25 protein-coding genes are annotated in these 25,729 nt (G+C 64.8%); 14 read left to right on the forward strand and 11 right to left on the reverse strand.

The genetic code is table 11. The annotated features are described in order from the left end of the window. Positions 1-3: 3 nt before the first annotated feature. The 9 genes from MST27_RS12635 to MST27_RS12675 all read right to left on the reverse strand — a co-directional run bounded on the left by MST27_RS12635 (position 4) and on the right by MST27_RS12675 (position 7,882). Positions 4-900 (reverse strand): CHAD domain-containing protein, encoded by an 897-nt coding sequence (locus MST27_RS12635; protein WP_243606293.1) that lies wholly within the window; start codon positions 898-900, stop codon positions 4-6. A 54-nt stretch (positions 901-954) separates the two neighbouring features. After that, on the reverse strand, positions 955-2,220 hold the full coding sequence (locus tag MST27_RS12640) for an Hsp70 family protein (RefSeq protein ID WP_243606294.1): 1,266 nt from the start codon (positions 2,218-2,220) through the stop codon (positions 955-957). 228 nt (positions 2,221-2,448) lie between these two features. After that, on the reverse strand, positions 2,449-3,795 hold the full coding sequence (locus tag MST27_RS12645) for a spinster family MFS transporter (protein WP_243606295.1): 1,347 nt from the start codon (positions 3,793-3,795) through the stop codon (positions 2,449-2,451). A gap of 234 nt (positions 3,796-4,029) precedes the next feature. Beyond that, on the reverse strand, positions 4,030-4,821 hold the full coding sequence (locus tag MST27_RS12650) for a hydroxypyruvate isomerase family protein (RefSeq protein WP_243606296.1): 792 nt from the start codon (positions 4,819-4,821) through the stop codon (positions 4,030-4,032). Next, positions 4,818-5,705, reverse strand: a complete 888-nt coding sequence (locus MST27_RS12655; protein ID WP_243606297.1) for an NAD(P)-dependent oxidoreductase — start codon at positions 5,703-5,705, stop codon at positions 4,818-4,820. The genes MST27_RS12650 and MST27_RS12655 overlap by 4 nt, the downstream gene beginning before the upstream one ends. 55 nt (positions 5,706-5,760) lie before the next feature. Next, the gene (locus MST27_RS12660) at positions 5,761-6,084 is read right to left on the reverse strand and encodes a protealysin inhibitor emfourin (RefSeq protein ID WP_243606298.1); all 324 of its coding nucleotides are present in this window, start codon (positions 6,082-6,084) and stop codon (positions 5,761-5,763) included. A gap of 9 nt (positions 6,085-6,093) precedes the next feature. Beyond that, on the reverse strand, positions 6,094-7,149 hold the full coding sequence (locus tag MST27_RS12665) for a M4 family metallopeptidase (protein WP_243606299.1): 1,056 nt from the start codon (positions 7,147-7,149) through the stop codon (positions 6,094-6,096). 103 nt (positions 7,150-7,252) lie between these two features. Next, entirely contained in the window at positions 7,253-7,579 is a 327-nt protein-coding gene (locus MST27_RS12670) for a hypothetical protein (protein ID WP_243606300.1), read from the reverse strand. Between the two features lie 90 nt (positions 7,580-7,669). Further along, complete coding sequence (locus MST27_RS12675) at positions 7,670-7,882, reverse strand: hypothetical protein (protein ID WP_243606301.1); 213 nt, start codon at positions 7,880-7,882, stop codon at positions 7,670-7,672. Between the two features lie 204 nt (positions 7,883-8,086). On the opposite strand from MST27_RS12675, the gene MST27_RS12680 reads away from it, so the two are divergent. From MST27_RS12680 to phnE, 4 genes are read left to right on the forward strand one after another with little or no spacing between them, the layout of a single operon-like run. Then, complete coding sequence (locus MST27_RS12680) at positions 8,087-8,938, forward strand: putative selenate ABC transporter substrate-binding protein (protein WP_243606302.1); 852 nt, start codon at positions 8,087-8,089, stop codon at positions 8,936-8,938. A 29-nt stretch (positions 8,939-8,967) separates the two neighbouring features. After that, entirely contained in the window at positions 8,968-9,795 is an 828-nt protein-coding gene (locus MST27_RS12685) for a phosphonate ABC transporter ATP-binding protein (RefSeq protein WP_420864244.1), read from the forward strand. Further along, a complete protein-coding gene (locus MST27_RS12690; protein WP_243606303.1) occupies positions 9,789-10,622 on the forward strand; it encodes a PhnE/PtxC family ABC transporter permease in 834 nt (277 codons plus the stop codon). The genes MST27_RS12685 and MST27_RS12690 overlap by 7 nt, the downstream gene beginning before the upstream one ends. Continuing rightward, positions 10,619-11,386 carry a phosphonate ABC transporter, permease protein PhnE gene (phnE, locus tag MST27_RS12695; protein WP_243606304.1) on the forward strand — a complete coding sequence of 256 codons (768 nt, stop codon included), beginning with the start codon at positions 10,619-10,621 and terminating at the stop codon, positions 11,384-11,386. The genes MST27_RS12690 and phnE overlap by 4 nt, the downstream gene beginning before the upstream one ends. A 19-nt stretch (positions 11,387-11,405) precedes the next feature. Here phnE and MST27_RS12700 read toward each other — a convergent pair whose 3' ends face one another. After that, entirely contained in the window at positions 11,406-11,723 is a 318-nt protein-coding gene (locus MST27_RS12700) for a DUF2288 domain-containing protein (RefSeq protein ID WP_243606305.1), read from the reverse strand. 201 nt (positions 11,724-11,924) lie between these two features. Between MST27_RS12700 and MST27_RS12705 the strand changes: the two genes are divergently transcribed. From MST27_RS12705 to MST27_RS12730, 6 genes are all read left to right on the forward strand, one after another. Further along, the gene (locus MST27_RS12705; RefSeq protein ID WP_243606306.1) at positions 11,925-13,043 is read left to right on the forward strand and encodes a branched-chain amino acid ABC transporter substrate-binding protein; all 1,119 of its coding nucleotides are present in this window, start codon (positions 11,925-11,927) and stop codon (positions 13,041-13,043) included. 387 nt (positions 13,044-13,430) lie between these two features. Continuing rightward, positions 13,431-14,354 carry a high-affinity branched-chain amino acid ABC transporter permease LivH gene (gene livH / locus MST27_RS12710; protein WP_243606307.1) on the forward strand — a complete coding sequence of 308 codons (924 nt, stop codon included), beginning with the start codon at positions 13,431-13,433 and terminating at the stop codon, positions 14,352-14,354. After that, complete coding sequence (locus MST27_RS12715) at positions 14,351-15,607, forward strand: high-affinity branched-chain amino acid ABC transporter permease LivM (protein WP_243606308.1); 1,257 nt, start codon at positions 14,351-14,353, stop codon at positions 15,605-15,607. Before livH ends, MST27_RS12715 begins: the two co-directional genes overlap by 4 nt. Next, positions 15,604-16,371, forward strand: a complete 768-nt coding sequence (livG, locus tag MST27_RS12720) for a high-affinity branched-chain amino acid ABC transporter ATP-binding protein LivG (protein ID WP_243606309.1) — start codon at positions 15,604-15,606, stop codon at positions 16,369-16,371. Before MST27_RS12715 ends, livG begins: the two co-directional genes overlap by 4 nt. A 2-nt stretch (positions 16,372-16,373) precedes the next feature. Next, positions 16,374-17,075 (forward strand): ABC transporter ATP-binding protein, encoded by a 702-nt coding sequence (locus tag MST27_RS12725; RefSeq protein ID WP_243606310.1) that lies wholly within the window; start codon positions 16,374-16,376, stop codon positions 17,073-17,075. Positions 17,076-17,317: 242 nt separating this feature from the next. Then, the gene (locus MST27_RS12730) at positions 17,318-18,673 is read left to right on the forward strand and encodes an 8-oxoguanine deaminase (protein WP_243606311.1); all 1,356 of its coding nucleotides are present in this window, start codon (positions 17,318-17,320) and stop codon (positions 18,671-18,673) included. Here the strand turns inward: MST27_RS12730 and MST27_RS12735 are convergent. Next, the gene (locus tag MST27_RS12735) at positions 18,670-19,185 is read right to left on the reverse strand and encodes a nucleoside 2-deoxyribosyltransferase (RefSeq protein WP_243606312.1); all 516 of its coding nucleotides are present in this window, start codon (positions 19,183-19,185) and stop codon (positions 18,670-18,672) included. The genes MST27_RS12730 and MST27_RS12735 overlap by 4 nt on opposite strands. Positions 19,186-19,517: 332 nt before the next feature. On the opposite strand from MST27_RS12735, the gene MST27_RS12740 reads away from it, so the two are divergent. The 4 genes from MST27_RS12740 to xdhB all read left to right on the forward strand — a co-directional run bounded on the left by MST27_RS12740 (position 19,518) and on the right by xdhB (position 25,719). Further along, on the forward strand, positions 19,518-20,600 hold the full coding sequence (locus MST27_RS12740; RefSeq protein WP_243606313.1) for a BMP family ABC transporter substrate-binding protein: 1,083 nt from the start codon (positions 19,518-19,520) through the stop codon (positions 20,598-20,600). A gap of 137 nt (positions 20,601-20,737) precedes the next feature. Further along, a complete protein-coding gene (locus MST27_RS12745; RefSeq protein WP_243606314.1) occupies positions 20,738-21,712 on the forward strand; it encodes a 2-oxoglutarate and iron-dependent oxygenase domain-containing protein in 975 nt (324 codons plus the stop codon). 169 nt (positions 21,713-21,881) lie between these two features. Beyond that, the gene (xdhA, locus tag MST27_RS12750) at positions 21,882-23,330 is read left to right on the forward strand and encodes a xanthine dehydrogenase small subunit (RefSeq protein WP_243606315.1); all 1,449 of its coding nucleotides are present in this window, start codon (positions 21,882-21,884) and stop codon (positions 23,328-23,330) included. Continuing rightward, the gene (gene xdhB, locus MST27_RS12755; RefSeq protein ID WP_243606316.1) at positions 23,323-25,719 is read left to right on the forward strand and encodes a xanthine dehydrogenase molybdopterin binding subunit; all 2,397 of its coding nucleotides are present in this window, start codon (positions 23,323-23,325) and stop codon (positions 25,717-25,719) included. Before xdhA ends, xdhB begins: the two co-directional genes overlap by 8 nt. The last annotated feature ends 10 nt before the right edge of the window (positions 25,720-25,729 follow it).

The raw sequence follows: 25,729 nt of genomic DNA on the forward strand, positions 1-25,729 counted from the left end.
GCGCTAGCGCTGCGCGTCGTCCCAATAGCGACGCCAGCGCCCCACCAGTTCGTCCGGCGCGTCGAAATAGAGCTCGCTGCCCAGCTTCAACGCCCCGCTCTGCAGCTCGCTGCGACGCCTGGCGATCAGCCCGTCCAGGCGCTCATGCTGCGCCGCGTCGCCAAACAGCTCCGGCTCGCTCTTCATCAATTGCTGCATCACCGCCAGGTCATGGTCGTCGCCCAGCCGATCAGCCAAAGCCTTGAGCGTCTCGCTGCGCAGCTGCATCAGCTTCGGCCAGCTCGGCGACAGCAAGCGTGTCTGGTACCAGTGGTCCTTGACCCGTTTGCGCCATTCATGGAGCTGTTCGTCACTCAGATCGAGGCGTACCCGGGCCAGCTCGGTGCAACCGTCGGCGTAGGTGCGCCGCACGCCAGCGGCAAAGAGATCGAAGCCATTGCCCGCCAGCTTCCAGTGCTCGCTGCGCTCGCGCAAGGCGCGAAGCTCGTCAATGACCGCGTCCAGGTGTTCATCCAGGCCGCTGGCACGGCTCTCCCCTTGCCGTGCCCGCGCTTCCAGGCGCTGGCGGACAGCACTGAACGGCGGCTCGGCGAGCGGGTCCGGGTACTGTTCGGCGAGCAGATTCCAGCTTTCCAGCATGGCCGCCGCGTCGCGCGACTCGGCCAGACGTCGCCCCAGGTCACGCAACAAGCGGTTTTCGGCCTTGAACGCTTTACCCAGCGGCTGGCGCACCAGCCGCAGCAGGGCGCGCAGCTCCTTGAAACGCTTGCGTGCCTGGTGAATGCCTTCGGCGCGTTCGGCCTCCGCGACATTCAGCGATTCGATGGCACTGTCGATCCCCTGGCGGGCGACCTTGCGCACCTCGGCGGCAGGGTCGGTCGTTCGCAGCTTGTAGCTCATGATCACTCCTCACGGGCCCGCCGCCGTGCCGCTGCAAGGATGCCGACGGGCAAATCAACCGTAACGCTTGCGCGCCTCGATCGCCAGGCCGGAGCCGATACTGCCGAAACGGTTGCCCTCCACGTGACGGGCTCGCGGTAGCAGCCTGGCGACGCCCTGGCGCAGCGCCGGTATGGCGCTGGAGCCGCCCGTGAAGAAGACCGTGTCGACGTCGTCGTGGCCGAGCCCGGCGCTGGCCAGTAATTGACCGATGTTCGCGCGGATTCGTTCGAGCAGCGGCTCGATGGCAGCCTCGAAGCCGTCACGCGTCAAGCTCGCCTGCAATCCCGCCTCGATGCGGGCAAAGTCGATCAGGTAGCGGTCGTGATCGGTCAGGTCGATCTTGGCCTGTTCGACCTGCATCGCCAGCCAGTGACCGGCGCGCTGCTCGATGAGACCAAACAGCCGGTCGATCCCGGTCGGGTCCTGGATGTCGTAGCGCATGCTCTGCAACGCGCGGACCGAAGCCGGCGCGTAGACCGCATTGATGGTGTGCCAGGTGGCGAGATTGAGGTGCGTGCTGGTGGGCATCGGCGCGTCGCTTTTCATCCGGCTGCCGTAGCCGAACAGGGGCATCACGCCTTGCAGGCTGAGCTGCTTGTCGAAGTCCGTACCGCCAATGTGTACGCCCGAGGTGGCGAGGATGTCGGCCTGCCGGTCGTCGAGGTCGCGTCGCTCCGGCGACAGCCTGACCAGCGAGAAGTCCGAGGTGCCGCCGCCAATGTCGACAATCAGCACCCGCTCCTCGCGTTCGATGCGGGACTCGTAATCGAACGCCGCGGCGATGGGTTCGTACTGGAAGGACAGCTCCTTGAAACCGATCTTGCGCGCGGCGGCGGCCAGGGTGTCGGCCGCCTCCTGGTCCGCCTGGGGATCGTCATCCACGAAGAACACCGGACGACCCAGCACGACCGCCTCGAACGGCCGGTCAGCCTGCGCTTCGGCACGCGCTTTGAGGGTGCCGAGGAACAGCCCGAGGATGTCCTTGAAGGGCATGGCGCTACCCAGCACGGTGGTTTCGCTCTTGAGCAGCTTGGAGCCCAGCAGGCTCTTGAGCGAGCGCATCAGACGGCCTTCGTAGCCTTCCAGGTACTCGGCCAGCGCGAGACGCCCATAGACCGGTCGGCGCTCCTCGACGTTGAAAAAGACCACAGACGGCAAGGTGTGCTGGTCGTCTTCGAGCACCAGCAGCGGCTCGGTGTCGGGTCGCCACCAGCCGACCGTGGAATTCGACGTACCGAAGTCGATGCCGCAGGCGCGAGCGGGAGAGACGTTTGGCATGGGGATTCAGGGGCTCGGAAAAACGGCCGCGCAGTGTACTGGAGCCGACGCGAGGTTGCAGACCGGTTGTCGTACTGCTTCGCTCCTCGGGGCTGAATGTCGCGCCCATCATGAGGAAGGCGGGTGGCCAATTTGGCAACACCGGTGTGTCGCCCCACGACACAGCGGTGTTGCACATCCGGCGCTACCACCACGTCACCAACGTGTCCCGGTGCCCCGCCCCAGGAGTCAGGCGGGCACCGCGTCCCCATCCGGCTCGCCCGCGGCCATCCCGGCGGTCATCCGCTTGGCATCGGCACCAAAGGTTCTCGACGCCTGAAACAAGAACACCATGGTCAACAGCAACGACGCCGGAATCAGGTACATCGCACCGTGCAACCCTTCGGCCCGGAAGGCCTCGGCCATCTCGGTCGCGCCCGCGGCCAGCATCGCCGCCTGAGCGAAATGGTCCGAAAGCAGCCCCACCACCACCGTCCCCATGCCGCCACCGAGCAGGTAGAGCCCGGCGAAGAACAGCGCCATGGCGGTTGCACGCAAGCGCGGCTCGACCACGTCCTGGATCGCCGTGTAGACGCAGGTGTAGAAGTTATAGGAGAACAGCCAGCCGAAACTGAAGATCGCGACGAACACGGCGACCTCGATGCGCCCGGCGAGCAATGCATAGCCGGTCGCGAGCGTCGCGATCGCCATGCTCACGGCGGCGAAGATCAGCCGGCCCCGCGCGAAACGCTGATGGATCTGGTCGGCGACCCAGCCGCCAAAGGTCAGCCCGATGAGCCCCGTCAGCCCGACAATCACGCCCGTCGCGACCGAGGCCTGAACCAGCGGCACGCCGTAGTAGCGCATCAACAGCGGCACCATGAACGCATTGCAGGCGTAGGTTGCGAAGTTGAAGGCCAACCCCGCCAGCACCAGCCACCAGAAAGTGCGGATCGCCAATACCTTGCGAATGGGCTGCTCGACAGGCGCCTCCGAGACCCGCACCGTTTCCGCGGCGCCGCGTCGTGGCTCGCGAATCAGAAAGATGAAGACCGCCAGCAGCAATCCGGGTACCGCGGCGATGAAAAACGGCGCCCGCCAGCTGCCGAACGCCTCGACCATCGCCCCGATGGTGAAGAATGCCAGTAACAGCCCCAGCGGCAGCCCGAGCATGAAGATGCCCATCGCGCGGGCGCGCTTGTGCGCGGGGAAAAGATCGCCGATCAGCGAGTTGGCCGCTGGCGCGTAGCTGGCTTCGCCGATGCCGATGCCCATGCGCACGAGCAGGAAGCTCCAGAAATTCCAGGCCAGGCCGTTGACGGCCGTCAATCCGCTCCAGACCGTCAGCCCCCAACCCATGATCCTGCGGCGCGAGCCGACGTCCGCCATGCGACCGAGGGGTACGCCGGCGATCGCATAGACGATGGTGAACGCGGTACCGATCAAGCCCAGCTGAAAGTCGTTGAGGCTCCACTCCAGCCGGATCGGCTCAGCGATGATCGCCGGGATGGTGCGATCGAAGAAGTTGAACAGATTCGCCAGGAACAGCAGGAACAGCACGCGCCAGGCGTTCGATGCTTGGGTGGAAGGCTGCATGACGTCGGTCTCGAATTGTTGTTATGTGGCCGGCCGCAGGCGCGCCGGTACCGAGACTCTAGAAGCTCCCCTCGCGCCTGTCTGTGAAGATCAACGAGACTTATGCCGGACGATGCCAACGCAGGCGCGACCCGCCGGTCAGGCGCTCAGCTGTCGTGATGCGCCCCAGGGCGCATGCGTGCCGCGAGGCTTACCCCGCGGCCCCTTCACTTCGCCCTTAGGACATCCCGAAGCTCATGCCCATCCCTGCGCGCGCCATTCCTTCAGCCAGCCGAGGTCCGCAACGGTGCCCTGCTCGCCAGGCTTGAATTCGGCGCCCAGCCAGCCTTCATACCCGCTGGCCTGCAGCGCCCGCAGCGCAGTCATGAAATCCACGCCACCGCTGCCGGGTGCGCCCCGCCCGGGGCAATCGGCGAACTGCACGTGGCCGATACGGCCTGCCAGCCGGGCGATACAGTCCGGCAGGTCCAGCCCTTGCCGGGCCATGTGGTACAGGTCCAGTTGAGCCAGGCAGTTGGGATGATCGACACGCGCCAGCAGCGCGGCGAGATCATCCGGGGTATTGATCAGGAATCCCGGCATGTCCAGCGGGTTGATCGCCTCGCAGACCACACGAATGCCGAGTAGCCCGAAGGCTTCGGCACTGGTGCGCAAGTTGGCCGTCAGGGTCTCCAGTGCCTGTTCCCGTGTGATGCCTTCGGCCAGCCGTCCGGGGAGCACGTTGACACAGTGCGGTCGCGTCATGGCCGCGTAGGTCAGAGCCTCCTGCAGCGCCTCGTCGAACCGGGCCTGCCGCGCCGGAACGGCTGCCAGGCCCGGACCGCCCTGCATGAAATCGTCTGCCGGCAGGTTGATCAGCACCAGCGGCAGGCCGGCCCGCTCGGGCAATTCCTTCAGGCGAATGGCCGGCAGCTCGTAAGGAAACTGGATTTCGACGCCGTCGAAACCGGCCATCCGTGCGGCCATGACGCGCTCGGACAGTGGCAGTTCGTTGAACAGCAGGGACAGGTTGGCGGCAAGTTTCATGACATCGGCTCCCGGTACAGGTTGACCAGCGTGGCGGGGTCCTCGTGCAGATGCCCCTGGCTGCCATGCAGGCGCATCAGTTGCGCGGCAAGTCCGGTCATCGGCGTGGCGCTGCCCGCCTCGCGTGACACCTGCACGGCGGTATCCAGATCCTTGAGCAGGGTACGAACGTGCCATTTAACCGGTTCGAACTCCTTGCTGGCCATTTGCGGGGCGAGAATCTGCAACGGCCGCGAATCGGCGAACCCACCGGCCAAGGCAGGCGCCAGCTGGCGGGCGTCGACGCCGGATCGCTCGGCCAGTGCCACCACTTCGGCAATCACCAGCGCATTGCAGGCGACGATCATCTGGTTGCAGGCCTTGGTGACCTGCCCGGCCCCCACTTCGCCCATGCGGGTCAGGCGCTGGCCGAGGTTCATCAGCACGGGGCGTACCCGTTCGATGTCCTCCGTCCGCCCACCGGCCATGATTGCCAGGCTGCCCGCCTCGGCGCCGGCCGTACCTCCCGAAACCGGCGCATCGACCCAGCGCATCCCGCGGCGCGTTTCGAGTTCGGTGGCCATCGCGCGCGTGGCGGCCGGCTCGAGACTGGAATGGTCGACCAGCAATTGTCCGGCGCGGGCGCCTTCGGCGATCCCGTCGCGGCCAAACACCACTTCCCGCACCACGGCGGTGTCGGCCAGACACATCAGGACAATATCGGCCGCCCCGCAGAGCTCCGCCGGCGTGCGCACCCGCCGTGCTCCGGCCTCGACCAACGCGTCGCACTTGTCGGGCGAGCGGTTCCATATCGTCAGCGGGTATCCCGCCGCCAGCAAACGGCGGCACATGGGTGCGCCCATCAGGCCGATGCCGGCAAAGGCGATCGAAGGCAGCTCAGGCATGGGTATCTCCTCATTGGGGAACGGCGATTCTACGCGCTAAGCCGCTGGTTTCCGCTCAGGTCAGTTCGCCCTTGTCCCAGAGCCGGACCAGCTCACCCGGCGCCTGCTCCTCCGGGATGCGCAAGACCAGCTCATCATCCTGCGCCTCGCGCCGGTAGTGCAGCTCGACCTGATAGTAACGCCGGTCGGCACCACCGGAATCGCTCGTGTCGAGCGGCAGGCAGCCCTGCAGAACGCTGCAGATCTGTCCGCGCTGCTGCTCATCGCACTGGGCGAAGTCGATTTCCCGGGGCCGGCTGAGCGCCTGCATCGGCGCAAAGCCCCCCTGGCGAGACAGGCGAATGCGGGTCTCAAGACCCAACGCCGGTAGCTGTTTCATGATGCCTCCTCACGCCAGCGTCACGCCCACATCGGTCCAGCCCTGCTCGACCGCCCGCACCACGTCACCGTCGCCGAAACGATTGGCCGCGTTGTCTCGCGTCAGACGGGCGAAGGTGGCGAAATTCGCATCACGCGGCAGCCGGGCGTCACACAGGGTGTCGTACCAGATCTGTCCCGCCTTTTCCCAGGCGTGGCCGCCGATCGCCGTCGCGGCAAGGTAGAACGCGCGGTTGGGAATGCCGGAGTTGAGGTGTACGCCACCGTTATCGTCACGGGTATGGATGAAGTCGCGCATGTGCCCGGGCTGTGGATCCTTGCCCAGCACTGGGTCGTCATAGGCGCTTCCGGGGTTGGCCATCGACCGCAACGCCACGCCTTGCACGTTCTCGGTCAGCAGCGCGGCGCCGATCAGCCAGTCGGCCTGGTCAGCGGTCTGGCGCTGACTGTATTGCTGCACCAGCACGCCGAAGACATCGGAGACCGACTCGTTCAACGCACCGGACTGGTCGAGGTAGACCAAGCCGGCCTCGCTCTCCGTCACGCCATGGGCCAGCTCGTGGGCAACGACGTCCAGCGCCAGGGTGAAGCGGTTGAAAATCTCGCCGTCGCCATCGCCGAAGACCATCTGCGCGCCGTTCCAGAAGGCATTCTCGTAGCCGACGCCGTAATGCACCGTGCCTACAAGCGCGAAACCATGGTCATCGATCGAGTCACGACCAAAGACTGTCCAGAAGAAATCATGGGTAATGCCCAGCGCATCATAGGCTTCGTCCACGGCCGCATCGGCGACCGGCGCCTGGCCCTCGATACGCGCAAGCACGCCCGGCAACTGCATCTGCTGTTGCGCATCGTGAATGCTGCGCCGCGGTTGACCGCGCGGGCCACGCTCGGGCAGCACGCTGGGCATGGGCTGGCGGTTCGGCGGGCCTGGGTTGGGCAGCAGATGACGCACATGATCAAGGGTGCCCAGCGCTCGTGAGCGCTGGCTGGGCGAGCCACGCTCGATGATTCGGTCGAGAACGTAGGGCGGAATGAAACCGCGGTGCTGGATCTGATCGAACATGGAGCCCCTCCGAACGACATGGACGCCCCTGGCGGACGCCCCTACCTTTCTGATCGGCCCGGACCCGTCTCGTTTCCTTCCGGCGGAGACTTTTTAGCGCGATTCAGTGGTGGCTGTCGTTCGCGCTCGGTCCGGAAAGCGCAGGCCCTTCGCCTGCTTCGAAAGCCTTGATCGCCTCGTCGAGGTGCTTGACGCACAGCTCGATCGCCATCTGGCGCAGTGCCGCGGGCCACTCGTGGTCCCGGGCCGGCTCAACCAGGTCGAGAAACCCGGAATGGCTGATCAGCATGCCCTGCTTGACTCGCAAGGTCTGGCCATCGAGCAGCAACGTGACGGGGTCACGAGCGGTAATGACGGCACCAGAGGCGAGCAATTCGTCGATGTGCTGTCGGAGGGCATGAAACTGTCGAACATCCTGCGATTCATCCATAGCAATACGCCATCATCCATGAAGGCGGCGAAGCGTAATGAATCGAGACGTCGAGCACAATATTGGCGAGTCGAACTCGCCATTCGTGCGCTATTTCAAAGCCGTATCGGCAGACGAAACCACTTCAGACTGGCCTTTGCCACCGTCGTCGCCAACCAGCATCCCGCATCGCGCCTTCAACGCCTGACCGTCGGCGATAAGGGTCGTGGGGTCGCGATCGGTTATCACTGCCCCTTCGGCCAGCAGTTCGTCCACGTGCTTTCTAAGCGAGGGGTACCTGCGCAGGTCTTTGTGCTCACTCATCGCGATCAGCCTCCTTTCAGGCGTCGAAGTCTAGCTCAATCGAGACGTACATCACAAAACGACACCAATCGTGCCGGCGAGTTCGCACTTCGAAACCGGACCGAGGCGGGCCAGCACGGGAGAAACCACATCACCTTGCCTGCCGACGCCCCTCTCCCTCTATAATCCGCGCGCTTTTTCCGCTATTGAACCGGAGAACCACACATGTTGAAGCGCACCCTGGCAGCCGTCGCCGGCCTTGCCCTGTCCTTGTCTATTGCCCCAACCCATGCCGCCGACGCCCTGCGTGTCTCAGCGATCCCCGACGAAGCCCCCACCGAACTGATCCGCAAATTCGAGCCGCTGGGCAAGTATCTGGAAAAGGAACTGGGCATGCCTGTGCAGTTCACCCCGGTGTCCGACTACGCTGCCGTGGTCGAATCCCTTGCATCGGATCGACTCGACCTGGCCTGGCTGGGGGGATTCACCTTCGTCCAGACCCGGCTGAAAACCGGCGATGCCATTCCGCTGGTTCAGCGTGAGCAGGACGAGCGCTTCACCAGCAAGTTCATCACCGCCGACCCCAAGGTGACGACGCTGAAGGATCTCGAGGGCAAGACCTTTGCCTTCGGGTCCGTGTCCTCGACTTCCGGCAGCCTCATGCCACGCTACTTCATGCTCAAGGACGGAATCGATCCTGAGCGGTTCTTCAAGCGCATCGCCTATTCCGGTGCTCATGACGCCACTGCGGCCTGGGTCGAGGCGGGCAAGGCCGACGCCGGCGTGCTCAACGCGTCGGTGTGGGACAAGCTGGTCGCCGCCGGCAAGGTCGATCCCGACAAGGTGCGTGTGATTTCCACCACGCCGCCCTACTACGACTACAACTGGACCGTGCGCGGCAACGTGGATCCGACGCTCGTCGAGAAGATCAAGACGGCCTTCCTCGAGCTCGACCCAGCCAATCCCGAACATAAGAAAATCCTCGACCTGCAGGCCGCGACGCGCTTCATCGAGACCCGTCCGGAAAACTACGAAGGCATCGAGGAAGCCGCCCGCGCGGCAGGTCTGCTGAAGTGAACCCCGGCGCATCGCGCGCCGCGGTGGGGATGCAGGTGCGGGACGAATCCGGCGTGATGCCCGAGCTGCGCCTGGATGGCGTCGGCTTTCGCCATGGCGGCCAGGCCGCGCTCGACGGCGTCGAGCTGACGATTGCCCGCGGTGAGCAGGTAGCGATCATCGGCCCCTCGGGCGCCGGCAAGACGACCTTGCTGCGCCTGCTTGCCAGCCACCTGCAGCCGCAGCAGGGTCACCTGGACCTGCTTGGCTGCGACCCCTGGCGCCTGTCCGCCTCGGCACGCCGCCGCCTGCGCGCCCGCATCGGCATGATTCACCAGGCCCCACCGTTGCCGCCCAGGCAACGGGTCGTCACCGCCGTGCTGGCCGGGCGCCTCGGCCAGTGGTCGCTTGGCCGCGGTCTGGCGAGCCTGGTCTATCCACTCGACAAGGTCGGCGCCGCGGAGGCACTTGCCCGCCTGGATCTGGCCGACAAACTGTATGAGCGTTGCGACCAGCTCTCGGGCGGTCAGCTGCAACGCGTCGGCATCGCCCGCGTGCTCTACCAGCAGCCTGAGCTGGTCCTGGCTGACGAACCCGTCTCGGCAATGGATCCGGTGCTGGCTCGTCATGCGCTCGGCGTGCTGTGCGCCGATGCCCATCGGCGCGACGCCACCTTGCTCGCCAGCCTCCACGCGGTCGAACTGGCGATCGAGCAGTTTCCCAGGATCATCGGCGTGCGCGCCGGCCGGATCCAGTTCGACAAGCCAGCGGCGGATGTCGAGGTCGCCGATCTCGACGCGCTCTACGCCAATGACCAGCTTGTCACGGCTCAGCCCCTGCTGCCGGTCAACCCTCAGCTGCACGTGTCTCGATGCTGAATCCGGCGATGGTTCGGCGCGACCCGGCGGCAGGCACGCGGCTTGCCCTGACGGTGCTCGCCCTGGCACTGCTGTGGCCGGGCGTGCTGCTCAGCGAGCTGGATCTGGGGGCACTTGTCGACGCGGACAACGCCGAGACCATGGGCAACTTCCTCGCCAGTTTCTGGCCGCCTGCCCACGACGCCCCCTTCCTTGCCCTGCTGCTGCGCGCCACCCTTGAAACCCTGGCCATTGCCACCGCCGGCATGACGCTGGCACTGATCGTAGCGTTGCCCTGTGCCCTGCTGGCCACGCGCGTACTGTCCGTTTCGGCGCTCCGCCATGGCGGCCGGCCGCGCATGCTGTCCGAGGCGCTACGCTGGCCGATTCGCGGTGCGCTGATCATGCTGCGCAGCATTCCGGAAATCGTCTGGGCGCTGCTGTTCGTCCGCGCGGTTGGACTGGGCCCGACGGCAGGCGTACTGGCGATCGCCATCACCTACGCCGGCATGCTCGGCAAGGTGTATGCCGAGATATTCGAGTCGGTCGATCCCCTGCCTTGCCGGGCACTGCTCGGAGCCGGCGCGTCACGGCTGCAGGCCTTCGCCTACGGCATCCTGCCGCAGGCCAGCGGCGAGATGCTGTCCTACGGCGTGTACCGCTGGGAGTGCGCGATTCGGGCTTCGGTGGTGATGGGCTTCGTCGGGGCCGGCGGCCTGGGCCAGCAGATGGACCTGTCGATGCGCATGTTTGCCGGCGGTGAGGTGGCCAGCATGCTGTTGACCTTCCTGTTGCTGGTGCTGCTCGCCGATGCCATCAGCCAGCTGTTGCGCCGGAGGTTCACATGAGGCTTCTGTCGCGTGCCGCCGCGCCATTGTTGCTCCTGCTCGCAGTGGTGGCCTCGTTCACCTATCTGCAGCTGGACGCGGCTGCGGTGTTCAGCCTCGAGGGCGCGCAGCGGATGGGCGACTACGCCGCCGGGTTTCTGCATCCGGATCTATCCGCCTCGCAGTTGCGCGCGACCGGCCTGGGGGCGCTGGAGACCCTGGCCATGTCGGCCATCGGGACATTGCTTGCCGCCCTGCTCGGCCTGTCGCTTGCGCTACCGGCAGCGGGGCGATTCGGCAGCTTGAGCAAAGCGGCGTCACGGCTGCTGCTCAACGCATTGCGCGCCATTCCGGAGCTGGTCTGGGCGGCCCTGATGGTGCTGGCCGCCGGGCTGGGGCCGAATGCCGGCACGCTCGCACTGGCCTTGCACACCGCGGGTGTACTGGGGCGGCTGTTCGCCGAAGCCCTGGAAAACACGCCGTCCGGGCCCAGCGAAGCCCTTCGTCTGGCAGGCAGCGGCCGGATCAGCGCCTTCTGCTACGGCACCCTGCCGTTGCTCTGGCCACAGCTGGTGGCCTACAGCCTGTACCGCTGGGAAAACAACATCCGCATGGCCAGTGTGCTCGGCTTCGTCGGCGCCGGCGGTCTGGGCCAGATGCTCTACCTCAGCCTCAGCCTGTTTCAGCAGGCGCAGGCCGCGACCGTCATCCTGGCAATGCTGCTGATGGTGCTCGCAGTGGATGCCCTGAGTGGCTGGATGCGGATGCGCTGGGTTCGTCCCTAGCCGCTCCGGCTGACTTGATTCAGTGCAGGCCGGGCCGGGCTGCCCTTTCCTGAACCAGCACCCAGGGCCGAACCACCACGGCCCAGAGCGACGGGTCACGTGCCTGCCAGTCCTGCGCCTGCTCCGCCTCGAGCTTTGCGAGTTGGCCGGCGGTCAGCCAGGCGGCGACCTTGTCTCGATCGTCCTGCGCCACCGCGAGTGCCGCCTCGATCAGGTCGAAATCACTCGCGACCCTGAGCAGCGCGCCACGCGCAAAGAACGGCTGCAGCTCCTGCCAACTGATCGGTGCGGTCTCGCCCAGCAATTTGGCATAGAGAGTGCTTTGATCTTCGCTCATGAGGTTTACCCGCCTTCGAAAAAGGGCGCAATCATAGCGCTCGGGTAAAACTCATCAAACGGGTGGAATCCTGACTGTGCAAACGGGTGCTGACGCTTCTACACTGTGCCGGTACAGTTGCCGTACCGTTTGGGGACGTTTAGCCCTTAACGACACTGCAGCCCGCAGGATCCAAACAATAATGATGCAAGTGGAGCACGTATGAAGACCAAGCAGCGTCTTTCCAAGATTTTCCTGGCAATTGCTATGACGGGGGCAGCGAGCTACACCCTGGCAGCCGACACCATCAAGATCGGCTTGGCCGGCCCGGTCACCGGGGCAGTCGCACAGTACGGCGACATGCAGTTCATTGGGGCTCAGATGGCCATCGAGCAGATCAACAACGACGGGGGCGTCGATGGTCAAAAGCTCGAAGGTGTGGTCTATGACGACGCGTGCGACCCGAAACAGGCCGTAGCCGTCGCCAACAAGATCGTCAACGATGACGTGCGCTTCGTGGTCGGGCACCTGTGTTCCAGCTCGACCCAGCCCGCCTCGGACATCTACGAGGACGAAGGCATCCTGATGATCACCGCGGCGTCCACCAGCCCCGACATCACCTCCCGCGGCTACGAGCTGATTTTCCGCACCATCGGCCTGGACAGCCTGCAGGGTCCGACCGCCGGCAATTTCATCGCCGATAACGTCAAGCCGACGAACGTCGCGGTCATCCACGACAAGCAGCAGTATGGCGAAGGCATTGCCACCGCCGTGAAGGAAACCCTGGAGAGCAAAGGCGTCAAGGTTGGCCTGTTCGAAGGCATCAACGCCGGCGACAAGGACTTCTCCTCGATGATTTCCAAGCTCAAGCAGCAGGGCATCGATTTCGTGTATTACGGCGGTTACCACCCTGAACTGGGCCTGCTGCTGCGCCAGGCCAAGGAGCGTGGCCTCAACGTCCGCTTCATGGGTCCGGAAGGCGTCGGCAACAAGGAAATCTCCGCCATCGCCGGCCCGGCTTCCGAGGGCCTGTTGGTAACGCTGCCGAAGTCCTTCGACCAGGATCCGCGCAACCAGAAGCTGGTCGAGGCCTTCAAGGCGAAGAATCAGGATCCGAGCGGTCCGTTCGTGTTCCCGGCCTACGCCGCGGTGCAGGTCATCGCCGAGGGCATCGAGAAGGCGGGCAGCACCGACACCGACAAGGTCGCCGAGGCGCTGCGCAGCAACACCTTCGACACCCCGACCGGCAACCTGGCGTTCGACGAGAAGGGTGACCTGAAGGACTTCAACTTCGTGGTTTACGAATGGCACCAGGACGGCACCAAGACCGAAGCCAAGTGAACCCTTGACCAACCACCCCGAAGCCCACGGCATCCGCTGTGGGCTTTGTTTTAGCTGATCGGGGCCAACCCGGCCACAAGCACGGGACGCCCCAGCAACACTTGCATCCAAGCGAGAGGCCTGACAGCTGGCCCGCTCGAACCGGCGAGTGCGTGATCCGCATTCTGCCCTTGGCGCCGCATCCTCCATGCCGCGTGTTCGAAGCAGGTCCGCACGGACGGCTGGGCAAGCCGCTGGAAAACACAGACGGGACAGGCAAGACGAGATGGCAGGCGGGACTCTGATTCGAACACCGAATCGGTATCGCCCCCAGTCACCGCGGATTGCCGACTCGGATGGGTTTTCCAGCGTCCTGCCAGCAAGGGCTGCGGTGTTCAGGAGAATGTAATGCCTGAGCTCTACCACTACTTTCAACAGCTGATCAACGGCCTGACCGTTGGCAGTACCTATGCCTTGATAGCCATCGGCTACACCATGGTTTACGGCATCATCGGGATGATCAACTTCGCCCATGGCGAGGTGTACATGATCGGCTCCTACGTTGCCTTCATCGCCATCGTCGGCCTGTCCATGATGGGTCTCGATGCCCTGCCGATTCTCATGATCGGTGCGTTCGCCGCAGCCATGATCGTCACCAGCGCCTATGGCTACAGCATCGAACGGGTCGCCTACCGGCCGCTGCGCGGCAGCAACCGGCTGATCCCGCTGATCTCGGCAATCGGGATGTCGATCTTCCTGCAGAACGTCGTGCTCCTGTCCCAGGATTCCAAGGACAAGGCCATCCCCAACCTGATGCCCGGCAATTTCATCTTCGGTGAAAGCGCCATGAACGGCGTGGTCGTTTCCTACATGCAGGTGCTGATATTCATCGTCACCATCGTGGCGATGCTGGGGCTGACCATGTTCATTTCGCGGTCCCGCCTGGGGCGTGCCTGTCGCGCCTGCGCCGAAGACCTGAAGATGGCCAACCTGCTGGGCATCAACACCAACAGCATCATCGCCCTGACCTTCGTCATCGGTGCGGCACTGGCGGCCATCGCCGCGGTGCTGATCAGCATGCAGTACGGCGTGATCAATCCGCACATCGGCTTCCTGGCCGGCATCAAGGCGTTCACCGCCGCCGTTCTTGGTGGTATCGGCAGCATCCCAGGCGCCATGCTCGGCGGGCTGGTGCTCGGTGTGGCCGAAGCTTTCGGGGCCGACATCTTCGGTGACCAGTACAAGGACGTCGTGGCGTTCAGCCTGCTGGTGCTCGTCCTGCTGTTCCGCCCGACCGGCATCCTGGGTCGCCCGGAGGTCGAAAAGGTATGACGCGCAATCTTCGAACCGCCTTTTTCAGCGCGTTGCTGGTATTCGCGGTAGCTGTGCCGGTGTTCGGCCTGAAACTCACCACCGTCGGCATTCGCCTGGAGGTCCATGGGGCCGATGCGAATACGTTCTGGATCATCGCGGCCTGTGCCGTGGCGATGTTCTTCTGGCAGCTGTTCCGCCACCATCTGGCCGCGGGCTGGGCCGCAAGCCCCAGCCTGCCGGCAGTGCCGGCCGGCGCAGGCAATTTCCTGACCCTGCCCTCGACCCAGCGCTACGTGATCATCGCGCTGATCCTGGTCGCACTCGCGTGGCCGTTCTTCGGCTCGCGCGGCGCGGTCGACATCGCCACGCTGATTCTGATCTACGTCATGCTCGGCCTGGGCCTGAACATCGTGGTCGGCCTCGCCGGGCTGCTGGATCTGGGCTATGTGGGCTTCTACGCGGTGGGTGCCTATACCTACGCCTTGCTGTCGCACTACTACGGCTTCGGTTTCTGGCTCAGCCTGCCGATCGCCGGCGCCATGGCGGCGCTGTTCGGCTTCCTGCTGGGCTTTCCGGTGCTGCGGCTGCGTGGTGACTACCTGGCCATCGTGACCCTGGGTTTCGGTGAAATCATCCGGCTCTTGCTGCGCAACATGACGGACATCACCGGCGGCCCGAACGGCATCAGCGGTATCGACAAGCCGACCCTCTTCGGTCTGACCTTCGACCGCCGCGCCGCCGAGGGCATGCAGACCTTCCACGAGTTCTTCGGTATCGACTACAGCTCGATCCACAAGGTGATCTTCCTCTACCTGATCGCCCTGCTGCTGGTGTTGCTGACCCTGTTCGTGATCAACCGTCTGCTGCGCATGCCGATCGGCCGCGCCTGGGAAGCACTGCGCGAAGACGAGATCGCCTGTCGTGCGCTGGGCATGAACCCCACCGTGATCAAGCTTTCGGCCTTCACCCTCGGCGCCACCTTTGCCGGTTTCGCCGGCAGCTTCTTCGCCGCGCGCCAAGGCCTGGTATCACCGGAATCCTTCACGTTCATCGAATCGGCCATCATCCTCGCCATCGTGGTGCTGGGCGGCATGGGCTCGCAGCTGGGGGTGATTCTCGCCGCCATCGTGATGATCCTGTTGCCTGAACTGATGCGTGAGTTCAGCGAGTACCGCATGCTGATGTTCGGCGCCATGATGGTGCTGATGATGATCTGGCGTCCGCAGGGCCTGCTGCCCATGCAACGCCCCCACCTGGAGCTGAAGCGATGAGCCGCCCGATTCTAGAAGTAAGCGGCCTGACCATGCGCTTCGGCGGCCTGCTGGCCGTCAACGGGGTGGGCCTGACCGTTCACGAAAAACAAGTGGTCTCGATGATCGGCCCAAATGGCGCCGGAAAGACCACGGTATTCAACTGCCTGACCGGCTTCTATCAGCCGACCGCGGGCAAGATCCTGCTCGAAGGCGAGGCGATCGAGGGCCTGCCCGGCCACAAGATCGCGCGCAAGGGCGTGGTACGGACATTCCAGAACGTCCGCCTGTTCAAGGACATGACAGCCGTGGAGAACCTGCTGGTCGCCCAGCATCGTCACCTCAACACCGGCTTCCTGTCCGGGCTGCTGAAAACCAAGGCGTTCCGCAAGAGCGAGCACGAGGCGATGGATTTCGCCGCGCACTGGCTCGAGCAGGTGAACCTCACCGACGTTGCCAACCGCCCCGCGGGCACCCTCGCCTATGGCCAGCAACGCCGCCTGGAAATCGCCCGTTGCATGATGACGCGCCCGCGCATCCTCATGCTCGACGAGCCGGCCGCAGGGCTGAATCCGAAGGAAACCGAGGACCTCAAGGCCCTGATCGGCATGCTGCGCGACCAGCACAATGTCACGGTGCTGTTGATCGAGCACGACATGAAACTGGTGATGAGCATTTCCGACCATATCGTGGTGATCAACCAGGGCTGCCCGCTCGCCGACGGCACGCCGGAGCAGATCCGCGACAATCCGGACGTGATCAAAGCCTATCTGGGAGAGGCGTAACCATGCTGTATTTCGAAAACGTCTCGACCTTCTACGGCAAGATCCAGGCGCTGCATAACGTCAACGTCGAAGTCCGCAAGGGCGAGATCGTCACCCTGATCGGCGCCAACGGGGCCGGCAAGTCGACGCTGCTGATGACGCTCTGTGGCACGCCCATGGCCTCAGAAGGCAGCATCCGCTTCGAGGGCGAGGAACTGGTCGGCAAGCAGACCTGCGACATCATGCGCAAGGACATCGCCGTGGTGCCCGAGGGGCGGCGCATCTTCGCCCGCCTCACCGTCGAGGAAAACCTCGCCATGGGCGGGTTCTTCACCAGCAAGGCCGATTTCCAGGAGCAGCTGGACAAGGCCTTGTCCCTGTTCCCGCGCCTGAAGGAGCGCTTCCATCAGCGCGGCGGTACGATGTCCGGCGGCGAGCAGCAGATGCTCGCCATCGCCCGGGCGCTGATGAGCAAACCCAAGCTGCTGTTGCTCGACGAGCCATCGCTGGGCCTGGCGCCGATCATCATCCAGCAGATCTTCGAGATCATCGAACAGCTGCGGGAGGATGGCGTGACCATCTTCCTGGTCGAGCAGAACGCCAACCAGGCGCTCAAGCTGGCCGACCGCGGCTACGTGCTGGAGAACGGGCATATCGTGATGCAGGGCATCGGCGAGGAATTGCTGACCAACCCGAAGGTGCGTGACGCCTATCTCGGGGGTTGACCGACCACGCCATTCCTCGTAGGAACGAGTTCGCTCGCGAAGCACGCGACGCAAGACGCTTCGCCAGCAAGCTGGCTCCTACGAGGCATGGCGATGCCCTACCGAACAGAGACGGTGACAATCCCTTCAGCGGGCGCTATGGTGCCTTCCGCATAGGTGGCCCAGAGGCCACGCCCCTGGATCAGCAGACAGGGCATAACTGAGCTGGCTCATTTCTGACATCAACTCAGGAGAAGCCGGCCATGACTGCCAGCCGTATCTGGATCAAGAATCCCCTCGCCCTCTACACCGCCAACGATCAGAAGGCCCCAGGCGGGCTCGTCATCGAAGGAGGCGTGATCGCCGAACTGCTCGACGCCGGGCAGACGCCTTCGGCACCGGTCGACAGCACCTTCGACGCCGGTGAGCACGTCGTGCTGCCGGGCTTGATCAATACCCACCACCACTTCTACCAGACCCTCACCCGCGCCTGGGCGCCGGTGGTCAACCAGCCGCTGTTTCCCTGGCTCAAGACGCTCTATCCGGTGTGGGCGCGGCTGACCCCGGATCGCCTGAAGCTCGCCAGCAAGGTGGCGCTGGCCGAACTGCTCCTGTCCGGCTGCACGACGGCAGCGGACCATCACTACCTCTTTCCGGACGGCCTGGAAAACGCCATCGACGTGCAGATCGATGCCGTCCGCGAACTGGGCATGCGCGCCATGCTGACCCGCGGCTCCATGAGCCTGGGCGAAGCCGACGGCGGGTTGCCGCCGCAGCAGACCGTGCAGACCGCCGAGGCCATTCTCGCCGACAGCGAACGCCTGATCGGCCGTTACCACCAGCGCGGCGCCGGGGCACAGATCCAGATTGCGCTGGCGCCCTGCTCACCCTTCTCGGTCACGCCGGAAATCATGCGCGCCAGTGCGGCAATGGCCGACTACCACGACGTTCGCCTGCACACCCACCTGGCCGAGACCCTGGACGAAGAAGCGTTCTGCAAGCAGCGCTTCGGTTTGCGTACCGTGGATTACCTCGACAGCGTCGGCTGGCTGTCCAGTCGAACCTGGCTGGCCCATGGCATTCACTTCAATGAAGACGAGATCGCCCGCCTGGGCGCCGCTGGTACCGGCATCTGCCATTGTCCAAGCTCGAACATGCGCCTGGCCTCGGGCATCTGCCCGACCATTGCACTGGAAGCGGCGGGAGCACCCATTGGTTTGGGGGTCGACGGCTCGGCCTCCAACGATGCTTCCAACATGATGCTCGAAGCACGCCAGGCGCTGTTCATCCAGCGCCTGCGCTACGGCGCCGAGCAGATCACACCGGAAAAGGTGCTCGGCTGGGCGACACGGGGCTCCGCGCGACTGCTGGGCCGAGACGACCTGGGCGAGCTGGCGGTGGGCAAACAGGCCGACCTGGCGCTGTTCAAGCTTGACGAATTGCGCTTCTCCGGCAGCCACGACCCGGTCTCGGCGCTGTTGCTGTGCGGCGCGGATCGCGCCGACCGCGTGATGGTCGGCGGTCGATGGCAGGTGGTCGATGGCCAGATCGAAGGGCTGGACGTGGCAGGCCTGATCGCCGACCACCGCCAGGCGGCACGCGACCTGATCGCCGGTTAAGGCCGGCCCAGCTCGTCGGCCATCCGTCGCAATGCCTCGCGCGGCCCGCCTACGCTCAGCGTGGCGGGCACGGCCAGCATCAGGTTGAGCGGCAGATCGAAGGCTTCGAGATGCAAACCGTCGCAATCGACGCCGGGCAGCCCGCAAAGCTGCGGATGCGCGCGCTGCAGCCGCTCGGCATAGCTGCCCTGGCCGTCCAGGTAACCGAAAACCGGCTTGCCCCGCGCAATGGCGTAGCCCACTTCGAAGCTGGTGCCGCTGTCGGGCTCACCGCCACGAAAGAAATTCAGATCGGCGAGCACCGCGTCGGCTTGGTCGAGCAACTCGAGATTGGCCCGATAGATCCACTGCGCCTGTTCGCGAGGCGCCTGGATATCGTCAGGCACCTGCTTGTCCAGCGGGTAGAGGCCGACGAAGCCGAACTCTGCACACAAGGCCTTGAGCCGTTCGCCGTGCTCACGCGCGTCAGGCCGAAACACGCCGGGACCGGCGAGGTAAATCGTCAACGTCATTCTGTTCATTCCCCTGGCCGATCAGGCTGCACACCGCTCGGCCGAATGCCTGGAGCGCTCCAGCGCCAGGACCACCCGGCAGAGCGAGCCGCCACTATACCGCGGCATCGCGCCGGCACGATTGCCGCGAAAAATCAGCGTGGGCAGCGCACCAAACTGTGGCATATAGTTCGGCGCCTGCACCGCGCCGGATCGAAGCGAACCTGGTTCCAAGGCGCCCCGTCAGCGCCAGCCGGTGGCCACCGAGTTCTGTCCAGTTGGTCAGCTTTTTGCAAATCCTCTGGCAGCCGTTCGGCGGACCTATAACGACACGCAATTGGAGCGACACCTCAATGCAGAACACCACAAGGAAATCCCTGCTTCGCGGTATTGCCGCGGCCATCGGCCTGAGCACGGCCCTGTCCGCCTCTGCGGCCGACCCGCTGAAGGTCGGCTTCGTCTACATCGGCCCCATCGGCGACCACGGCTGGACCTACCAGCACGAACAGGGCCGCAAGTACATGGTCGAGAAACTCGGCGACAAGGTCGAGGCCAACTTCGTCGAGAACGTCCCCGAAGGAGCCGACGCCGAGCGTGTGATCCGCAACATGGCCAAGAGCGGCTATGACCTGGTGTTCACCACCTCCTTCGGCTACATGAACCCGACCGTGAAGGTCGCCAAGCAATTCCCCAAGGTGACCTTCGAGCACGCCACCGGCTACAAGCAGGCGAAGAACCTCGGCACCTACCTGTCGCGCTCCTATGAAGGCCGCTACGTCGGCGGCTTCCTCGCGGCGAAGATGACCAAGACCAAGAAGGTCGGCTACGTCGCCTCCTTCCCGATCCCGGAAGTCATCCGCGACATCAACGCCATCCAGCTGGCCCTCGACAAGTACAACCCCGGCACCGAAATCAAGGTGGTGTGGGTCAACTCCTGGTTCGATCCGGGCAAGGAAGCCGATGCGGCCAACGCGCTGATCGACCAGGGCGCCGACGTGATCTTCCAGCACACCGACAGCCCGGCTCCGATTCAGGCCGCCGAGCGTCGTGGCGTCTACTCCGTCGGTTACGCCTCGGACATGCAGCACTTCGGGCCGAAGGCGGTGCTGACCTCCATCGTCAACGACTGGGGCCCGCACTACACCAAGTCGGCGCAAGCCGTGATCGACGGCAGCTGGAAATCCGAGGACTTCTGGGGTGGCCTGGCCGAAGACACCATCAGCCTGCCGCTCAGCGATCTGGTTCCGGCTGAGGTGAAAACCGAAGCCGAAACCATCATCGCCAGCATCAGAAGCGGTGAATTCCATCCCTTCACCGGCCCGATCAAGGACCAGGCCGGCACCGTGCGCATCGCCGAAGGTCAGACCGCCTCGAATGGCGACCTGGCATCGATGAACTACTACGTCGAAGGCATCAAGGCCGATATGCCGAAGTAAGCGTACCGCGCCGGCGATGGCCGGCGCGTTGCGCAATTGCAGTGCCGTCCCGCCTCCGGGCGAACCGCACGCAGGGGGCATTGCCCTCGAAGGCCGCCGGTACGAGAAGACCGGCGGCGCCGTACCCGGAGTCAGCCATGAATTCACTACCCATCATCGATATTTCCCCGCTCTATAACGCCGACGAGGCCGGCCATCTGGCCGTCGCCGAGGCCATCGACCGCGCCTGCCGCGAGTGGGGCTTCTTCTATATCGAGGGTCATCCGATCAGCGCCGAGCGCATCGCCACGCTGAGCGAGCATGCCCGCCGCTTCTTCGCGCTGCCGGCCGAGCAGAAGCTCGAGATCGACATCACCAGGAGCCAGCACCACCGCGGCTACGGTGCCGTCGCCACCGAGCAGCTGGACCCGAACCAGCCATGCGACCTCAAGGAAACCTTTGACATGGGGTTCCACATGGCAGCCGACCATCCCGAGGTGCTGGCCGGCAAACCACTGCGCGGCCCCAACCGGCACCCGGCACAGCTGGAAGGCTGGGCCGAGCTGATGGAAGGGCACTACCGCGACATGCAGGATCTCGCCTGCACCCTGTTGCGTGCCATCGCACTCGCCCTGGGCATCGAGCGGGACTTCTTCGACAAGCGCTTCGTCGAGCCCATCAGCGTGTTCCGCATGATTCACTACCCGCCCCGGCAGACCGCCACCAGCGCCGACCAGCAAGGCGCCGGTGCGCACACCGATTACGGCTGCGTGACCCTGCTCTATCAGGACCAGGCCGGCGGCCTGCAGGTGCAGAACGTCAAGGGCGAATGGATCGACGCCCCGCCCATCGAGGGCACCTACGTGGTCAACATCGGCGACATGATGGCCCGCTGGAGCAACGACCGCTACAAGTCAACGCCGCACCGTGTGGTCAGCCCGTTGGGTGTGGATCGCTACTCCATGCCCTTCTTCGCCGAGCCGCACCCGGACACCGAGATCGCCTGCCTGCCCGGCTGCCATAGCAGCAGCAACCCACCGAAGTACCCGGCGACGACCTGCAGCCAGTACATGCTCTCGCGCTTCGCCGAGACTTACGCCTATCGCCGCGAGCAGCAAACGCTGCCCGCCTGAGCCAGACTGACATCATGTTCAACCCACCTGGATGGCCGCTTCGTAGGGCCATCCGGACTGCGCTTGTCGGCCGCGTTGACTTTTGGGTCAGGAATTTGTTGACCGAAAAGTCAGATAACGCTAATTTCCACCGCCAGAGCCCAGAACAACAATTTCCCGGAGGCCCGCCTTGATCCAGTTTCTTCTCAATCGAGAACTGCGCCGTGAGCAGACGCTCGATCCGAATACCACCGTGCTGCAGTACCTGCGCGAACACCGCGGCAAATCCGGGACCAAGGAGGGCTGCGCCTCCGGTGACTGTGGCGCCTGCACCGTGGTGGTCGGCGAGCTGGTGGGCGACCGTCTGCGCTATCGCACCCTCAATTCCTGCCTGACCTTCGTCTCTGCGTTGCACGGCAAGCAGCTCATCAGCGTCGAAGACCTCAAAGACCAGGGCCGTCTGCACAGCGTCCAGCAGGCGATGGTCGACTGCCACGGCTCGCAGTGCGGCTTCTGCACCCCGGGCTTCGTCATGAGCCTGTTCGCCCTGCAGAAGAACGCCGACGCGGTCAATGAATACGACCCGCACCAGACCCACGAAGCCCTGGCCGGCAACCTCTGCCGCTGCACCGGCTACCGGCCGATTCTCGAAGCCGCCGAGCAGGCCTGCGGCGACCGCCAACCGGACCAGTTCGATGCCCGCGAAGCCGAGACCATCGCCCAGCTCAAAGCCATCGCCCCGCGTGAAATGGCCGAGCTCAGCGACGGCGAAAAGCGCTGCCTGTCGCCGCTGACCGTCGCCGAACTGGCCGAGGTCTACGCCGCCAATCCCGACGCACGTCTGCTTGCCGGTGGCACCGACCTGGCACTGGAAGTCACCCAGTTCCATCGCGAGCTGCCGGTGATGATCCATGTCGGTCAAATCACCGAGATGAAGCAGGTCCAGATCACCGACCACCATATCGAGATCGGTGCGGCCGCACCGCTCACCGACTGCTACGCCGCGCTGGCCGCCGAGTACTCGGATTTCGGCGAGCTGCTGCAGCGCTTCGCCTCCCTGCAGATCCGCAACCAGGGCACGCTTGGCGGCAACATCGGCAACGCCTCGCCCATCGGCGACTCGCCGCCGCTGCTGATCGCCCTGGGCGCCGACGTTGTCCTGCGCAAGGGCGCCAGCAGCCGCACCCTGCCGCTCGAGGATTACTTCATCGACTACAAGGTCACCGCGCGCCAGCCCGGGGAATTCATCGAGAAGGTGCGGGTGCCGCGCGCCACGCCGGATCGCCTGTTCCGCGCCTACAAGGTCTCCAAGCGTCTGGACGACGACATTTCCGCCGTCTGCGCCGCCTTCGAACTCAGAATCCTTGACGGCGTGATCGACGAAGCGCGCGTCGCCTTTGGCGGCATGGCCGCCATCCCGAAGCGCGCCATGAATTGCGAACGTACGCTGATCGGCGCCGCGTTCGATACCGAGACGCTTGAGCGGGCCTGCACGGCGCTCGAAAAGGACTTCACACCGCTCACCGACTTCCGTGCCAGCCGCGAATACCGCCTGCTGGTCGCACAGAACCTGCTGCGCAAATGCTTCCTCGAACAGCACGCGCCAAAGACCGAGACGAGGGTGACCGCTTATGTCTAACCACAGCCCTGTACGCACTCAAGACGAAATCGCCGCCCTTTTCACCGCGGACCTGGTCACCGGCGTCGGTCGCAGCGTCAAGCATGACAGCGCGCCCAAGCATGTCTCGGGCGAGGCGGTGTACGTCGACGACCGCCTGGAGTTTCCCAATCAGCTGCACGTCCATGCCCGCATGAGCGAGCGCGCCCACGCCCGCATCGTCCGCATCGACACCGCGCCCTGCTACCAGATTCCGGGCGTGGCCATCGCCATCACGGCGAAGGACGTGCCGGGCCAGCTGGACATCGGTGCCGTGATGCCCGGCGACCCGCTGCTGGCTGACGGCAAGGTCGAGTTCATCGGCCAGCCGGTGATCGCCGTGGCTGCCGACAGCCTGGAAACCGCACGCAAGGCGGCGATGGCCGCGATCATCGAATACGAGGATCTGGAGCCGGTGCTCGACGTGGTCGAGGCGCTGCACAAGAAGCACTTCGTGCTCGACAGCCACACCCACAAGCGCGGCGACTCGGCCACCGCCCTGGCCAGCGCGCCGCGTCGGCTGCAGGGTTCGCTGCACATCGGCGGGCAGGAGCACTTCTACCTGGAGACACAGGTGTCCTCGGTCATGCCCACCGAAGACGGCGGCATGATCGTCTATACCTCGACGCAGAACCCCACCGAGGTGCAGAAGCTGGTGGCCGAAGTGCTCGGCGTGCCGATGAACAAGATCGTCATCGACATGCGCCGCATGGGCGGCGGCTTCGGCGGCAAGGAAACCCAGGCCGCGGGACCTGCGTGCCTGTGCGCGGTGATCGCGCACCTCACCGGCCGGCCGACCAAGATGCGCCTGCCGCGCATGGAAGACATGACCATGACCGGCAAACGCCACCCCTTCTACGTCGAGTACGACGTCGGCTTCGACGATGACGGTCTGCTGCACGGCATCGAGATCGATCTCGCCGGTAACTGCGGCTACTCACCGGACCTTTCCGGCTCGATCGTCGACCGCGCCATGTTCCATTCCGACAACGCCTACTACCTGGGCGACGCCACCATCAATGGCCATCGCTGCAAGACCAACCTCGCCTCGAACACCGCCTACCGCGGCTTCGGCGGCCCACAGGGCATGGTGGCCATCGAGGAGATCATGGACGCGGTGGCCCGCGAGCTGGGCAAGGACCCGCTCGAGGTGCGCAAGCGCAACTACTACGGCAAGACCGAGCGCAACGTCACCCACTACTACCAGACCGTCGAGCACAACATGCTCGAGGAGATGACCGCCGAGCTGGAAGCCAGCAGCGACTATGCAAAGCGACGTGAAGATATCCGCGCGTTCAATGCCGCAAGCCCGATCCTGAAGAAGGGCCTGGCGCTGACGCCGGTGAAGTTCGGCATCAGCTTCACCGCCAGCTTCCTCAACCAGGCCGGCGCGCTGGTGCACGTCTACACCGACGGCAGCATCCACCTGAACCACGGTGGCACCGAGATGGGCCAGGGCCTGAACACCAAGGTCGCGCAGGTGGTGGCCGAGGTGTTCCAGGTGAATATCGAGCGCATTCAGATCACCGCCACCAATACCGACAAGGTGCCCAACACCTCGCCGACGGCGGCCTCCAGCGGTGCCGACCTCAACGGCAAGGCGGCGCAGAATGCGGCGCAGACCATCAAGCAGCGGTTGGTGGAGTTCGCCGCACGCAAGTGGCAGATCTTCGAGGAAGACGTCGAGTTCAAGAACGGCCAGGTGCGCCTGCGCGACCACTACATCAGCTTCGAGGAGCTGATCCAGCAGGCCTATTTCGGCCAGGTCTCGCTGTCGTCCACCGGCTTCTACCGCACGCCGAAGATTTACTACGACCGCAGTCAGGCACGCGGGCGGCCGTTCTACTACTTCGCCTATGGCGCGGCCTGCTCGGAAGTGATCGTCGATACCCTGACCGGCGAATACAAGATGCTGCGCAGCGACATCCTGCATGACGTCGGCGCCTCGCTGAACCCGGCCATCGACATTGGCCAGGTCGAGGGCGGATTCGTCCAGGGTCTGGGCTGGCTGACCATGGAAGAGCTGGTCTGGAACGACAAGGGCAAGCTGATGACCAACGGCCCGGCCAGCTACAAGATCCCGGCGGTGGCGGACATGCCGCTGGATCTGCGGGTCAAGCTGGTGGAAAACCGCAAGAACCCCGAAGACACCGTGTTCCACTCCAAGGCCGTGGGCGAGCCGCCGTTCATGCTCGGCATCTCGGTCTGGTGCGCGATCAAGGATGCGGTGGCGAGCCTGGCCGACTACCGGGCGCAGCCGCAGATCGATGCTCCGGCGACCCCCGAGCGCGTGCTCTGGGGCGTGGAACAGATGCGCAAGTTGAAGCAGGCGGTGTCCCTACCGGAGCCCGCCGTGGAAACCGCGCACTGACCCGTAGGGT

This window comes from Stutzerimonas marianensis (genome assembly GCF_022810315.1).
Lineage (GTDB): Bacteria > Pseudomonadota > Gammaproteobacteria > Pseudomonadales > Pseudomonadaceae > Stutzerimonas > Stutzerimonas marianensis.